Genomic DNA, 14,441 nt, shown 5'->3' on the forward strand with positions numbered 1-14,441 from the left:
GCCGGTGAGCTGACCGGACAGCCGGCCGCCGCCACCGCGCTGGTGCTGCGCGCCGCCGAACTCGCCAGTGAGATCGGCGCCCGCCAGGAGGTCGAAAGGCTCCTCACCGAGAGTGATCTTTCGGCTCTCGGGCCGATCGAGGCGGCCCGCCTCGCGAACGTGCTCGAAGTCGTGCGTTTCGGGCAGTTCCGTGACCCGGCGTCCCGGGTCCGCGAGCTGATCGACCGGGCCGTCGCCGCCCGCGACGCCGGGAGCCGCCAGGTCTTCCTCCAGCTGCTGTGGCGGGCCGCGTCCCGCTGCTTCTTCCAGGCCACCGGGCCGGAGACCGCCGACGCGCGGGCCCGGATCGCGGAACTCGCCGCCGCCGAGGGCGACGATCCGCTCGCGCTCGCGCTGATCGCCTACACCGTCCCGGAGGAGCGCGGCGCGGAGATCCTGGAGCGGCTGCACCGCCTCGCGGCCACCGGTGGCCCCGACACGCTGCGGTTCCTCGGCAGCGCCGCGCTGGTGCTCGGTGACTTCGAGCGCAGTTCGGCGTGGCTGGACGCGGCGATCGCCGACGCTCGCGGCCAAGGCCGGATGGCGGTCATCGTCCGGCTGCTGACCAGCGCCAACTGGGGCCGGTTGTGGCTCGGCGACTGGGACCAGGCGATCGCGGAACTCACCGAGTCCGGGGTGCTCGCGCGCGACACCGGCGAGGCGTTCTACGCGGTCGCCGCCCGCACCAGCACCGGCGCGATCACCGCGATGCGCGGCGACCTCGACACCGCCGAGCGGCTCCTCGACGAGGTCGCCACCAGCCCGCTCGCGGCGGGCATGAGCTACATCCACTCCGCGCGGGTCCAGGCACGCGGTCTGGTCCATCTCTTCCGCGGGGAGAATCAGCAGGCGTACGCCGTACTGGCCCGCGCTTTCGACCCGGCGTCGCCCACCTACCACCGGTACATGCGGTGGTGGCTGGTTCCGGAGTTGCTCGACGCCGCCCTGGCCGCGCAACGGCTGGACGAGGCGGCCGTTCTGGTGGCGGACCTGCCCCGGGGGATTCCGGCGCCGATCATGACGGTGGCCGCCGAATATGCCGCGGTCATCCTCGACGACGCCCCGATGGGTCCGGTGGTGGCGCGGTGGCCGCTCTACCGGGCCCGCCTCGAACTGCACCGTGGCCGTCTCGCGCGCCGCCGCCACCGCGCTGCCGAAGCCCGTGACCTGCTGCGATCGGCCCGGGAGACGTTCGACACGCTGGGTGCCGAGCCGTGGGCCGAGATGGCCCGGGCCGAGCTGCGGGCCACCGGCGAAACCAGCAGCCGGCGCGTGTCGGCGGCACGCGAGCAGCTGTCGCCGCAGGAGCTGCAGATCGCCACGCTCGCGGCCGAGGGCCTGACCAACCGGCAGATCGCCGAGCGGCTGTTCCTGTCGCACCGCACCGTCGGGTCACACCTCTACCGCATCTACCCGAAGCTCGGGGTGACCCGGCGAGCCCAGCTCGCCGGGGCCCTCCGGCCTTAGGCGGCGTGCCGCAGCGCCCACTCCAGGGCGTAGTCGGCGACGGCCTCCCAGCCCGGCTCGCCGCAGGTCCAGTGTGACCGCTCCGGGAACTCGTGGAACTCGGTGACGGTGCCCGGCGCCTTGTAGTGATTGGCGTTCGACCGGTTCACCGACGGCGGCATGATGTGGTCCTTACCGCCGGCGATGAACAGCAGCGGCGCCCGGTCCGCGTTGTGGAAGTCCACCCAGGTCTCCTGCTTGCCGGGCTTGAAGTTGGCGATCAGGCCGTAACTCCACACCCAGCTGCCCGGGGCCGGGATCGCGTACCGCTCGTAGGTCTCCCGGGCCGCGTCCTCCGGCAACGTGTTGGTGAACGCGTAGTGGAACTGCTCCTGGGTGAAGCCGGCCGCCTGATGCCGCTTCGCCGGGTTGTTCAGGATCGGGAAGAGCGACTTCAGCTGCGACGGTGGCGTCACCCGGATGCCCTCCGGCGGCGCCGAGTCGATCACCACACCGGCCGCGCCGTGGCCCCGGTCCATCAGCAGCTGCGTCAGCGTCCCGCCGAAGGAGTGTCCGATCAGGATCGGCTTCTCCGGCAGCGCGGTGATCACCTTCTCCAGATGGGCGACAGTCTCCGGCACGGTCAGCTCGGCGATCACCGTGGGATCGGCCCGCAGCGCCTCGACCTCCACCTCGAAACCCGGGTAGGCCGGCGCGATCACCGTGTGGCCCTTGGCCCGGAGGTAGGGGATCCACTGCTCCCAGCTGCGCGGGGTGACCCAGAGACCGTGAATGAGGACGATCGTGCTCATGTGCGTGTGCTCCCTTGTCGCGGTCTCCTCATCGAAACAGCGGCACTTTCGTGGGACCAGGCAGAACATCCGGCAGAACCTCACAGGATTCTGCGTATGACCGAAGTGGTATGAACCCCCTCCCCGGCCGCTCGCCCACACTGAGGCTTGTCTATACAGCCTGTGCGAACGGAGCCCCCCATGCCCGGTCCCACCACCAGACATCGGCGCATCGTCGCGCTGCTGATCCCCCCGCTCGTAGGCATCCTCGTCGCCACCGTCACCGTCTTCGGATTCCCCCAGCCCGCAGCCGCCGCCTCGCTGACCGTCGCCCAGGCGATCAGCAGCCAGACCGGCGCCAGTGGCACCGTCACCGGATACATCGTCGGTGAACCCACCGCCACCAACACGGTCCGGTTCAGCAGCTTCACCGGCGACACCGCCCTGGCCATCGCCGATAGCGCGTCACAGACCAGCACCGGCAGCATGCTGTACGTCCAGATCACCAGCTCGTACCGGTCGTCGTTCGGGCTGCTCACCAACCCGTCCCTGATCGGCAAGCAGCTCACCGTCACCGGGACGCTCACCGCGTACTTCTCGCACGCCGGCCTCAAGTCGCCGACCGCGATGAGCCTCGGGACCGGCTCCACCACCAGCCCCACCGCGACATCCACGGCCACCGCCACCCCGACGGCGTCGAGCACCACCGACACCTACTACGCGTCGGCTCTCGGCAAGTCCGGCACCAACCTCAAGTCGGCGCTGCACACCATCACGTCGACCGGGATCACGAAGCTGTCGTACGACGGTGTGTGGGAGGCCCTCAAGGTCACCGACCAGGACCCGTCCAACTCGTCCAACGTGAAACTGTTCTACTCCGGGATCAGCCGTTCCAAGACCCTCAACGGCGGCAGCTCCGGCAACTGGAACCGTGAGCACGTGTGGCCGCAGTCCCACGGCGACTTCGGCACCAGCGCCGGCCCCGGCACCGACCTGCACCACCTGCGGCCGGAGGACGTCACCATCAACGCGCTCCGCGGCAACCTCGACTTCGACAACGGCGGCAGCGCGGTCTCCGGAGCGTCCGGGAACTACTCCGACTCCGACTCGTGGGAGCCCCGCGCGGCGGTCAAGGGCGACGTCGCCCGGATGGTGTTCTACATGGCCGTCCGGTACTCCGGCGACGACGGCTTCGCCGACCTCGAGGTCAACAACGTGACCGGGAACGGCAGCGTCCCCTACACCGGCAAGCTCTCGACGTTGATCGCCTGGCACAACGCCGACCCGCCGGACGCCGCGGAGAAAGCCCGCAACCAGACGATCTACGCGACCTACCAGCACAACCGCAACCCGTTCATCGACCACCCGGAGTGGGTCGCCTCGATCTTCGGCTGACCCGGCCCCCCAGAGCGCGGCCACCGTCTCCTTCGAGGCGGTGGCCGCGCCGCACTCCGTGGCCTTCGACTCCCAGTGGGTGACCGCGGTGCGGGAGCGGAACGCCGGTATCGGCGGAAGTGCCGGTGTCGCGGCGGATCAAGCGACCTGGATGATCACGGCGGTGGCGTTGTCGTCTCCGCCGTTGTCCAGCGTCTCGGCCAGCAACTCCGCCACGGTCGTCCGGTCAGCCACGGCCGCGGCCAGACGTCGATCGTGGATCTGGTCGGAGACTCCGTCCGTACACAATAGGAATCGGTCACCTGGACGCAGGCTGACGTTGAGCAGATCGGGCTCCGGCATGTCGGGATGTCCCGCGTAGCGGGTCAGGCGATGCCTGTCGCGGAACGCCTCCCGGGAGTCCGCCGCATACCAGCCGTTGAGAATCCCCAGCCAGGCCGCCGTGTGATCGGACGTGAGCAGCTCGAACACGCCGTCCCGCAACCGGTACGCCCGTGAATCACCGAGCTGCACCAGCCACGCCGAACCGTCCGGGCCACCGGCGAAAGCGGTCAGCGTGCACCCGGTCAGGTCGGCGATGCCCCGCCCGGCGTCCCGCACCGCCCGCTGCACCTCGGCCACCGCGGACCGCAGACCCGCCGCCGTCACGTTCGCCGTCTCGCGAACGAAGACGTCCACCGACGTCCGCCCCGCCGCCGTGCTGCCCGGACCGTCGCCCATCCCGTCGGCGACCACCGCGAGCGGACGTGCCCCGTCGAGATGCAGCACGTCGAAGTTGGCCGGATACCGATTACCGACGACCGAACCCGCCGTCGCCGTGAGTAACCTCTGCCCGAGAACCCATTCAACGGCCGTCAACTCCATGACCGCAGGCTAGATCTCGCGGCCGTTTGCGGTAGGTTGCCATCCCGTGGCAGATCCACTGCGACCCACCGATCCTCTCAGCATCGGCCGATATCGGACACTGCGCCGACTCGGCACGGGCGGGATGGGATCCGTCTTCCTGGCCGAGGACCCGGCCGGGCGGCTCGTCGCGGTCAAGGTCATCCGCCCGGAGTACGCGCACGAGCCCGAATACCGTGCCCGGTTCCGCAGTGAGGTCAACCGGGCCCGTGAGGTGCCGCCGTTCTGCACGGCCGAGGTGCTCGACGCCGATCCGGATCACGAGACGCCGTACCTCGTCGTCGAATATGTCGACGGTCCCAGCCTCGACGAGGTCGTCGCCGACCAGGGACCCCTCACCGGGGGAAGCCTGCACGGTGTCGCCGTCGGCGTGGCGGCCGCGCTCGCCGCGATCCACGGCGCCGGCGTCGTGCACCGCGACCTCAAACCCCGCAACGTGCTGTTCGCCCTCGGCACGCCGAAGGTGATCGATTTCGGTATCGCCCGGCCGCTCGACCCGACCAGCTTCCACACCCGCGCCGACCAGGTCGTGGGGACGCTGGCCTACATGGCGCCGGAACGCCTCGACACCGACACCGACCGGCTGCCCACACCCGCCGTCGACGTGTTCGCCTGGGGCGCCGTCGTCACGTTCGCGGGAACCGGGCGCACCCCGTTCGGCGGTGACAGTCCCGCCGTCACGGCCGCACGCATCCTCACCCAGCCGCCCCGGGTCGGTGACCTGCCGCCGTACCTCGCCGAACTGGTCGCCGCAGCCCTGGAGAAGGAGCCGGAGAACCGGCCCACCGCCCCCGAAATGCTCGACCGGCTCCTCGTCACCGGGGCACCCAGCGCCCCACCGCTCCCCGTCGAGCTGCAGCGCTCCGCGGAAGCCGCCCAGCAGTCCGGCCGCTTCGAGACCGGCCCCCGCAAGCGCCGTGGCCGCGGACGGCTCGCGATGATCGCCGCCGCCTCGGCCGTCACCGCCGTCGCGGTCGCGGTCGCCGCCGGGGTCGCGCTGCGCCCGTCGCTGTCCCAGCCCGAACCCGACCCCGAACCGCCGGCCACCGTCACCGGTCCCGCCCTGTTCGACTCGCTGGGCACCGACAGCCTCTTCACCGCCGCCAAGACCCAGAACGGCCGATGCGCCTACACCAGCGGGCTGCGGGTGACCCCGGCCTCCGACAACGCCATGATGTGCGGCGACTACCAGCGGACCGTCTTCCCACCCAGCCAGAACGTCGGTGTCCGGGCCGTCCTCGGCGACCGGAGATCCTGCGCCACGATCTGGTTCCGGGCCGGGAACGACGAGTTCTTCCCCGACTCGTACCAGGCCGTCGTGTGCCCGGACCGGGTCAAACTGTCCGCTCGGGTCAACGGTGAGGAGACGCCGCTCGCCAGCGCTCGCCGGAGCACCGACGTCGGGCCGGAACACCTTCTCCAGGTGGTCACCGGCGAACGTGACGTCACCCTCCGTATCGACGGCGAGGACGTCCTCACCGGCCCGCTCGACGAGTCGTCGCTGGTCAGCGGGCGGGTACTGCTCGGCGCCTCGGGCGGCATGGTCACCTACACCGACGCCGAGCTACGGTCCGGTGCCGACCCGGTGACACCGCGGACGCCGGACTTCATCACCGGCGACGCCGACCTGGTCGCCTCCATGCACATGGTCTACGACCGCGGGCGGGTCGCCATCGCCGAACCCGCCGAATATCCGACCGGTGCCGAGTACTGCCGCCGACTCGAACAGAGCTCGCCGAAATGCGACAGCAAATACGTGCCGGTGGCCAGCGGAATGCAGGTCAGCCTGCCGATCGCTGCCCGGCCCGAATACCTGGACTACCGGCCCGACAAGCGGAAATGCACCGACCCGGCGACACTGGCGGGCACGTGCGCGGTCAGTTTCCAGGAGTTCTCGACCATCATCGACGAGCCCTCACCGTTTCCCGCGCTCGTCACGATCCGCGGCGGCAAGGTCACGGCGGTCGCCCGCATGAATCTCCGCTGACCCGGTCTCCGCAGGTCGGACGGCGTCCGGCCGACAATGTCGGACCCGGCTTTCCGCAGGTCGGACGGCGTGCGGCCGACAATGTCGGACCCCGGCTTTCCGCAGGTCGCATGGCGTGCGGCCGACAATGTCGGACCCCGGCTTTCCGCAGGTCGGACGGCGTGCGGCCGAAAATGTCGGACCCCGGCGGTAGCGTTCCGCGCGTCAAGGTCGGCGGTGAGGGGAGACCGGGGATGTACCGGCAGGGCGATGTGCTGATGATTCCGGTTCCGCAGAGCGAGGTGCCGGCGTGCGCGCCCGTTCCCCGCGACAGGCGGGGGCGGATGGTGCTGGCGCGCGGCGAGGCGACCGGTCACGCCCACGTCGTCGGCGGGCCGGGCCTGCAGCTGCTCGCCGACCTCGACGATCCGGAGAGCATGTTCATCGACGTGCCGTCACACGGGCGGGTCACCCACGAGGAGCACGGGCCGATCTCCCTGCCATCCGGTCACTACCGGGTGGTGCGCCAGCGTGAGTACATTCCGGGCGCGTTCCGCCCGGTTGCGGACTGAGGGAGCGAGAGATGAAGCTGACCCACGCTCAGGAGGCGATGGCCGCGGCCATCGAAGACCAGTGGCTGGCCACCGCGGTCCAGACCGGCGCCGCGATGCGAGACGCCGCCACCCTTGCTGTACGGGAGTCGTATCACCTGGCCGGACTTGAGGCTCCCGACCGGATCTATTGGTTCGGTTCACCGCGCGCCGGAGCAGCGGCGATGGCGTTGCTCTCGGGCCGGGTCGCCTTCCCCACGCCGCTCCCGCCCTCCCTCACGTCTCCCGTCCCCACCGCGCGTTCTTCCGCCGCGGCCTCCGTAGTGCCCTCCTCCCCGGAGCCCTCCTCCCCGGAGCCCTCCTCCCCGGAGCCCTCCTCCCCGGAGCCCTCCTCCCCGGAGCCCTCCTCCCCGGAGCCCTCCTCCCCGGAGCCCTCCTCCGCTGCGGTGCCTCCGCTCGACGCTTCGACTTCGCCGGTGTCCCCGTTTGCCGCTTCGATTTCTCCGGTGTCCCGGTTTGACGCTTCGATTTCGCCGGCGTCCTCCGTTGGGGCGTCCCCTTTTGACGCCCCGACTTCGCCGGTGTCGTCCTCCGTTGCGGTGTCTCCGCTTGGCGCCTCGGCGCAGCCCGGTGTCGACCGGGCGGACGGCTTCGGTCCCGCCTGGTTCGCCGAGGTGGCTGCTGAGCTGCTGCGACAGGGCTGGACGCCGGGGGAGACCGCGGGTCCGTCGATGCGGCGCAGGGTGCGGACCGAGCCGTGGGCGGCCGCCCGGAAAGCGGCCGTCGAGGCGCTCGGCAGCGAGGGCTGGGCGCAGCTCAGTGCCGCTGCGGGCCGCCGCTCGTGGGCCCTGGTGATGGACCTGATCGCCGGTCGGCTCCGGGCACGGCTCGGGGAAGACCTGGCCGCAGACTTCCCCGGTGACGACGGGCGGGCCATGCGGATGCCGGTGCTCGACGCGATCTACGGACAGCATGACGGCACGTGGCTGTCCACGTTCGAGGCCGCCGACCGCCTGTGCCCCGACGCCGACCTGATGTCCGGGCTGACCGGCCTCGCCTCGGTCGCCCGCCACGCCGGCTGGTGGTGGGCGAACGAGAAGGTCGCCGTCCTCACCGAGCGCCCGTCGACCCTGACCCGCGACAATGTCGGCCGCCTGCACCGTGGCGAGGGCGCCGCCCTGGAGTTCCCCGACGGCTACGGGCTGTGGGCCTGGCGTGGCATGCCCATCCCGGCGGACCTGGCATCCGAGTTGCCGAAGCTGACCATCGGCCGCATCCGCAAGGAGGACAACGCGGAGATCCGGCGGGTGATGCTGGAGCACTACGGCTACGACCGATACCTGCGCGACGCCGGCGCGCGCAAGATGGGCTCCGACGAGACCGGCACGCTGTGGTATCTCGATCTCCCCGGCGACGAGCCCCTGGTCATGGTCGAGGTGGTCAACTCGACACCCGAGCCCGACGGCACGAGCCGCATCTACTGGCTTCGGGTCCCACCCCGCACCCGGAGCGCCCGCGAAGGCGTCGCCTGGACGTTCGGCCTGACCGCCGAGGAGTACCAGCCCTTGATCCAAACCTGACCGCCGGCCGGCCCGGCGCGCCCTGCCGCCCCATATCGGCGTGCCCTCGGCCTGCCTCGGCATGCCCTCCGCCTGCATCGGTGCGCCGGGGCGCTCCCGCGCCTCGGCAGCCGTCAGCTCGGCGCGCTCCGGTCAAGTGCGGTCCCGCCAGGCGCGCGCCGGACATGCCCGCGGCTGACCCGGTCGCGCTTTTGGCTCGGTCGCGCTTTTGGCTCGGTCGCGCTTTTGGCTCGGCCGCGCTTTTGACTCGGCCGTGTTTTTGACCAGGCCGTGTTTTTGACCAGGCCGTGTTTTTGACCCGGCCGCGCGCCGGACACGCTCGCGGCTGACTCGGTCGCGCTTTTGACTCGGCCGCGCGCCTGACACGCCCGCGCTTTGGCTCGGTCGCGCTTTTGACCCGGCTGCGGCCGACACGCCCACATCGCCCCACGGCCCGCACCCGCCGCGCCCATCGCTTGGCTGGCACGCACCGGCGCGCGGGGAGGTCAGGTGGTGCGGGCCCTGTCAGGTGAGAGGCCAGGCTGCGGGGATGCGTTCGAGGAGGCCCTCGGAGTAGACGTCGCGGAGTCCCAAGGGCTTCAGGTGGATGTAGCCGATGTGACAGTCACAGAGTGTGTTGGTGCACGGCCGTGGCTGGAGTGCGGCCCGCCAGCTGCCGTCGTACAGGTTGCCGATCGGATCCTTGATGAAGTGGCATCGGCGGACCGTGCCGTCACCGAGGACCGAGATGGCGGTCTCCCCGGCATGGCACGGCAGGCCGAGCGACGGGTGTGGCCGGACGCTGTCACCGAATCGGGGGTCCAAGGCGGTCCAGCGTTCTTCCTCCTCCGCGGAGTAGACGTGTCCCTCGGCGGCGTTGATCCACAGATAGACCTCAGGCGACAGGGCTTCCCGTAGCGCCACAGCGTCGGAGTGGTGTTCGGGAAGCCCGACCACGCCGACGGAGAACCGGACCCCGAGGGCGAGGAGTTCCCGGCAGCGGTCGAGGAACCGTTCCCTCGTCACCTGACCCGGATGGTAGGTAGCCCACAGTGCCGCCACCCGCGGGTCGGCGTCGGCGAGCCAGCCGGTGCGGGCCGCCAGGTTCGTCTGGATCGCGACGCGCGCCACGTGCGGCAGGTGGGAGAGCCGGACGATGGTGTCCCGGTACCAGGACCGGGTCAGCCCCTCGCCCCACGGGGTGAACAGTACCGACAGCCGCCGGTCGGTGGTCGCCTCCACCCATCCGGTGAACCGTTCGAGATCGGCCCGGTCGGCGCGCAAAAGCTCCGGCGGATCAACCCGCTTCGCGAACGGGCAGTAGGGGCAGTCATAGTTGCAGCTCGCAAGCGGGCCGCGATAAAGCACATACAGATCGTCACGTCCGCCGGCAACCGACGGCCCCACGTGAGCAGACGCCGCCACCTTCGGGGAAGGCCGCGGGCCCCGGACCGCGGTAACCGCAAGCTGCGGGCGGCCATCGGCATCCGGCGCCGGGGTGGGCCGGTGGTCGCGGGTGTCGGGGCTGGTCATCGCGGGATGTAGGCTCCCATCGCCTCGCGGACCTCGCCGGAGACCAGCCACGGGCCGATCGCGTCGGAGCGGTCCAAGCCGGCTGGGGTGAGGACGGTTCGCGGCTCGTTCAGCCAGCCACGGTCGACCAACTCGATGAGCTGCGGGAAGTCGCCGGTGTGATCGGTGCCGAAGCGCTCCCGGTAGGCGGTGGGGTCGACCCCCTCGGCGCGGAGCAGGGACTTCAGTAGCCAGCGACGGCGCTGTTCGATCGCGTCGAGGTGGAAGCCGAACTCGGCGTACCGGAAATCGTCTGCCGGGCGGGAAAGGTAATCGGTGAGGACTGCCCGGACCTCGGGCACCGCAACCGCGTAATCGAACGAATAGTGGAGGTCTGTCGTGTATGACCGGGCCCCGCAGCCCAATCCGACCATGCCGTCGTCCTGGCAGCAGTAGTCGGGGCCGTCCGGGACCGGGGCGTCGGCCCGGCGGAACTGGCGCATCGAGTGCCGCACGTATCCGGCGGCGGTGAGCACTTCGACGGCCTGCCGGTACAGGTCGAGGCGCTGCCTGTCCCAGTCGGCGCGAGCATGGGCCCGGCGGCCCAGTCCGGTCAGCGGCCGGACGTAGAGCGGATACAGGTACAGCTCCTCGGGCTGCCAGCGCAGCGCCTCGTCGAGTGAGTGCTGCCAGGTCTCGACGGTCTGGCCGTCGATGCCGTAGATCAGGTCGATGTTGAGCACCGGGATCCGGGCGTCACGGATCGCCTGCAACGCGGCCATCACCTCGGTGAGATGCTGTGGTCGCCCGGCGGCCCGGGCCTCGGCGTCCAGGAAACTCTGCACGCCGATGCTGATCCGCGTGGTCCCGTGCGCCGCGAGCACCGCCAGCCGATCCGGCGTAGCCGTAGCCGGCGACGTCTCCACCGAAAGCGGTACTCCGGAGGGCGAAGCGGAAAGCGCTACTCCGGAGGGCGAAGCGGAAAGCGCTACTCCGGAGGGCGAAACGGAAAGCGGTACTCCCGGGGGCGAAGCGGAAAGCGGCACAGCCGAAGGCGAAGCGGCTGCGGCACCGAAAGTGTCGGTGACGATGCTGAACAACTGCTCCAACTCCGGCGCCGTCAGATAGGTCGGCGTCCCGCCCCCGATCGCGAGCCGCGAGAACGACACCGACGCATCCAGACTGTCCCGGACCGCCGCCGCCTGTCGACGCAACTGCGCCAGATAGGCCGTGACCTGCTCGTCAGGCGGGTTCGCGCGCGTGAACAGGTTGCAGAAGCCGCACCGCATCTCGCAGAACGGCAGATGCACGTACCCGAAAAGGGAAGTCTGCGGCTCGGCCGCCCATACGTCCCGCAGCAGCGGCCGAGGGTCGAGCCGCCGGTAGGCGGTCTTGTGTGGATAGGCGTAGAGGTAACCCTGATAGGGGGAGTCGAGGTTCACCGGGCGTCCAGGATGAAGTCGGCATACGGAACCGTCCACACGGACTCGTGGGCGACGCGATGGCCGGTGTGGCCCTCCTCGCCGTACAGCGTGCCGTGGTCGGAGCAGATGATCACCTGGCAGGGCCGGCCTCGCCCGGTGACCAGGGAGAAAAGTCGATCAAGGCGCGCATCGACGTATTCCAGGGCGGCCGCGTGGGTGCCCGTGTCGTCGTCGGTGGCGCCGGGCACGTAGTGGCGGTTGGGCTGATGCAGGGCGGCCACGTTGACGAAACTGAACAGCGGCCGCGACGGTGGCAGGCCGTCGATGATCGTGGTGAGGCGGTCGATCTGGGCGCCGAAACAGTCCGGCGCGGTGACGCCGAAGGCCGGCTCCCAGTGCGCCTCGGCGAACAGCCCCGGCAACACCCGGCCCAGCGGTGCCGCCGGGTTGAAGAACCCGACGCCGCCCAGGCAGACGGTGTGATACCCGGCGGCGGCCAGCCCGGCCGGCAGATCCGGGGCGTCGAAGACGAACGTGCCCGGCCCGCTCGTCTCGCTCCCGCCGAACCGCGCCGCGAACAGCCGCTCGTGCGGCCCGGGCGTCACCGGTGTCGGCAGGAACCCGGCGAAGAACGCATGATGCGCGGCGTAGGTGAAACTCGCCGGGGTGTGCCGCCGCTCCCACTTCCCGCCGGGCAGGACCTTCGCGAGGTACGGCGTCCGACCACCCTCCAGACACGCCACCGCCACGTCGTACCGCAACGTGTCCAGGGTGACGAACAGCAGGTCATGACTCCCGATCAGCTCGCGCACGGCACCCCCGCGGGAGTCCAGCCGGCGACCAGCGCGGCCACCTGCGCGCCGTAGGTGTCGAGCCCGCCGGCCAGGACGCGGGGCAGCAGGTCACCGAACGCGTTGACCTCGGCGACCGCGTGATCGCGCCACCCGGTGCGGAACATCAGGTCGACACCGGCGTGCAGTGTCCCCGGGAAGTAGGCCGCGACTCGGGCGCACGTCTCCATCGCCGCGGCCCAGGACCGCTCGCCGGCGGCGGCACGGACCGTCGCCACGTCACCCCGAGCGTTACCGAGGTGCAGGTTGGTCATGGGGGAGCGGCTGGCCCGGACCACGATGTGCCGTGGCTCGCCGGCGATCACGACGACCCGTAGATCGAGCACCCGGCCGCCGAGCGACGCTTTCGGGAACCACCGCTCCACGTGCAGCCCGTCCGGACCCAGCCGGTCGACGATCACTCTGATGGAGGCTTCGTCGTCATAACGCCGTACCCGAAGATTGTTGAAGATCTTGTCGCCGGCCAGCTCGACCGACGTGGTCGCGGTGACCCGCCGGCCCGCGGTGGCGAAGGCGAGGACGCCGGAGGCCGACGAGCCGTGCGCCGGCTTGACGAACACCCGGCTCCAGCCGGTGTCGGCCATCGCCGCGCGCAACGAGGCGTAGTCGTGCACCGGCGGCAGCGCGGGCGGCACCGCGATGCCGGCCGCGGACAGCAGAGCGTGACAGCGTGGCTTGTCGGACATGATCAGGATGTCGCCGGGTTGGTTGAGCAGCACACCGCCACCGGCCGTGACACGGCCGAGCGCCGCCCGCAGTCCGGCGAACGCCGCCGCCGTCCCGACGATCTCCCCGTGCTCGGCCGCTGTCGCCGGACGCCCGCTCCCGAGCTCCCGCAGCAACCGGTCGACCTCGGCATCCTCCCCGGGCGACTCGACGCGCACGAGTGTGCCCGGCCCGGGAACGGGACCACCGGTGAGGACGGAATGCCAGGAATGGACCTCCGGGGCGGGCAGCCCGGCCCGGAGAACGGCCTCGGTGAACAGGGCGACCCGCCGGTTCGACGGGTTACCGACGACGGCGAGGCGCATTACTCCGACACCGCGGTGTAGCGCCCCCACTCCCGCTCCGACTGGCGGTCGGAGACGTCGACGTCGACACCGGGCAGCTCGTCGGCCACACGCTGCGCCATCTCCTCCGACATGAAGTGATGGCTGAGGTCGAGCCGGCGCAGGTGGGTGAGTGGCTGGCCGGCCAGCAGCGTCTCGGCGCCGGTGTCGCCGAGCACGCCCAGCGACAGGTCGAGCTCGGTGAGACGGGCGACGACCGGCGCGGCGGCGACGGCGGCCGCCACCTCCTCGGCGATCTCGGCGTTGCGCAGGCCCAGGTGGGTGAGCGCGGGCAGGGACCGCCCGGCCAGGATCGGGGCGAGATCGTCGGCGCGGGCGTCGCCGCCGTACTGACCGACGCCGAGCCACAGCTCCAGGTGCGTCAGGTGGGGCAGATCGCTGGCGCCGACCGCGCGCACCACCTCGACCGGCAGGCCGCCGGACTGGAAGACCAGCTCACGCAGGCCCTCGTGCCGGACCGCTTTCAGCGACAGGCCCGCGGCACCGCGGATCCACAGCCGCTCCAGCGCCGGGAGCGCATCGAGGACACCGGTGATGTCGCCCTGGTTGATCCAGGAGATCTCGCACTGCTCCCCGGACATCTCCCCGATGAACAGCGCCCGCAGCGCGCTCAGCCGGCCGGCGTGCGAGGTCAGCAGCTCGTAGGGGAACGGGGTGTCGTAGGCCGAGCCCCACTCGCCGATGACGAGGGCGGTCGGCCCGCCCGGCCCGGTGCGATCGAGCAGCTGGGTGAACGCGGCCTCGAACTCCTCCGGATCGGCCTCGAAGTCCTCCATGTCGATCCGCCACGCGACCGCTGACGGGTCGGCGACGGTCACCTCCGTGTCGTCGGCCGCGACCACGGGCAGGCCGGCAAAGGTCTCCACGTACTCGTAAATGCCCACAGGACTCCCCTGGTCCGTAACGACGCTCACCGAACAGTGCCGAGAACCTA

At 70.9% G+C, this 14,441-nt stretch carries 12 protein-coding genes; 5 read left to right on the plus strand and 7 right to left on the minus strand.

Features of this window, described 5'->3' with window-relative positions; all coding sequences use genetic code 11:
• Positions 1 to 1,506: LuxR C-terminal-related transcriptional regulator (locus ACFO0C_RS42455; RefSeq protein WP_378072512.1), on the plus strand; the 1,506-nt coding region annotated here is incomplete at its 5' end.
• Here ACFO0C_RS42455 and ACFO0C_RS42460 read toward each other — a convergent pair.
• Positions 1,503 to 2,297, minus strand: coding sequence for an alpha/beta hydrolase (locus ACFO0C_RS42460; RefSeq protein ID WP_378072513.1), 795 nt, complete (start codon positions 2,295 to 2,297; stop codon positions 1,503 to 1,505). The genes ACFO0C_RS42455 and ACFO0C_RS42460 overlap by 4 nt on opposite strands.
• A gap of 180 nt (positions 2,298 to 2,477) precedes the next feature.
• On the opposite strand from ACFO0C_RS42460, the gene ACFO0C_RS42465 reads away from it, so the two are divergent.
• Positions 2,478 to 3,671, plus strand: a complete 1,194-nt coding sequence (locus tag ACFO0C_RS42465; RefSeq protein WP_378072514.1) for an endonuclease — start codon at positions 2,478 to 2,480, stop codon at positions 3,669 to 3,671.
• A 138-nt stretch (positions 3,672 to 3,809) separates the two neighbouring features.
• Here the strand turns inward: ACFO0C_RS42465 and ACFO0C_RS42470 are convergent, their stop codons facing one another.
• Positions 3,810 to 4,535 (minus strand): PP2C family protein-serine/threonine phosphatase, encoded by a 726-nt coding sequence (locus ACFO0C_RS42470; protein ID WP_378072515.1) that lies wholly within the window; start codon positions 4,533 to 4,535, stop codon positions 3,810 to 3,812.
• Between the two features lie 46 nt (positions 4,536 to 4,581).
• Here ACFO0C_RS42470 and ACFO0C_RS42475 point away from each other — a divergent pair, with 46 nt between their 5' ends.
• The 3 genes from ACFO0C_RS42475 (at position 4,582) to ACFO0C_RS42485 (ending at position 8,671) form a co-directional block, all read left to right on the plus strand.
• The gene (locus ACFO0C_RS42475) at positions 4,582 to 6,561 is read left to right on the plus strand and encodes a serine/threonine protein kinase (RefSeq protein WP_378072516.1); all 1,980 of its coding nucleotides are present in this window, start codon (positions 4,582 to 4,584) and stop codon (positions 6,559 to 6,561) included.
• Between the two features lie 233 nt (positions 6,562 to 6,794).
• Positions 6,795 to 7,112: a hypothetical protein gene (locus ACFO0C_RS42480; RefSeq protein ID WP_378072517.1), complete on the plus strand. Its 318-nt coding sequence runs from the start codon at positions 6,795 to 6,797 to the stop codon at positions 7,110 to 7,112.
• Between the two features lie 578 nt (positions 7,113 to 7,690).
• Positions 7,691 to 8,671 (plus strand): DUF6745 domain-containing protein, encoded by a 981-nt coding sequence (locus ACFO0C_RS42485; RefSeq protein ID WP_378072518.1) that lies wholly within the window; start codon positions 7,691 to 7,693, stop codon positions 8,669 to 8,671.
• 504 nt (positions 8,672 to 9,175) lie between these two features.
• On the opposite strand, the gene ACFO0C_RS42490 is transcribed toward ACFO0C_RS42485, so the two are convergent.
• From ACFO0C_RS42490 to ACFO0C_RS42510, 5 genes are all read right to left on the minus strand, one after another.
• Positions 9,176 to 10,018: an STM4011 family radical SAM protein gene (locus ACFO0C_RS42490; RefSeq protein ID WP_378072519.1), complete on the minus strand. Its 843-nt coding sequence runs from the start codon at positions 10,016 to 10,018 to the stop codon at positions 9,176 to 9,178.
• A 161-nt stretch (positions 10,019 to 10,179) separates the two neighbouring features.
• Positions 10,180 to 11,604, minus strand: a complete 1,425-nt coding sequence (locus ACFO0C_RS42495; RefSeq protein WP_378072520.1) for an STM4012 family radical SAM protein — start codon at positions 11,602 to 11,604, stop codon at positions 10,180 to 10,182.
• Positions 11,601 to 12,398 carry an STM4013/SEN3800 family hydrolase gene (locus tag ACFO0C_RS42500; protein WP_378072521.1) on the minus strand — a complete coding sequence of 266 codons (798 nt, stop codon included), beginning with the start codon at positions 12,396 to 12,398 and terminating at the stop codon, positions 11,601 to 11,603. The genes ACFO0C_RS42495 and ACFO0C_RS42500 overlap by 4 nt, the downstream gene beginning before the upstream one ends.
• Entirely contained in the window at positions 12,386 to 13,468 is a 1,083-nt protein-coding gene (locus ACFO0C_RS42505; protein WP_378072522.1) for an STM4014 family protein, read from the minus strand. Before ACFO0C_RS42505 ends, ACFO0C_RS42500 begins: the two co-directional genes overlap by 13 nt.
• Complete coding sequence (locus ACFO0C_RS42510; protein WP_378072523.1) at positions 13,468 to 14,391, minus strand: STM4015 family protein; 924 nt, start codon at positions 14,389 to 14,391, stop codon at positions 13,468 to 13,470. Before ACFO0C_RS42510 ends, ACFO0C_RS42505 begins: the two co-directional genes overlap by 1 nt.
• Positions 14,392 to 14,441 lie beyond the last annotated feature (50 nt).

It is taken from the genome of Actinoplanes subglobosus (genome assembly GCF_042650585.1).
Classification (GTDB): domain Bacteria; phylum Actinomycetota; class Actinomycetes; order Mycobacteriales; family Micromonosporaceae; genus Actinoplanes; species Actinoplanes subglobosus.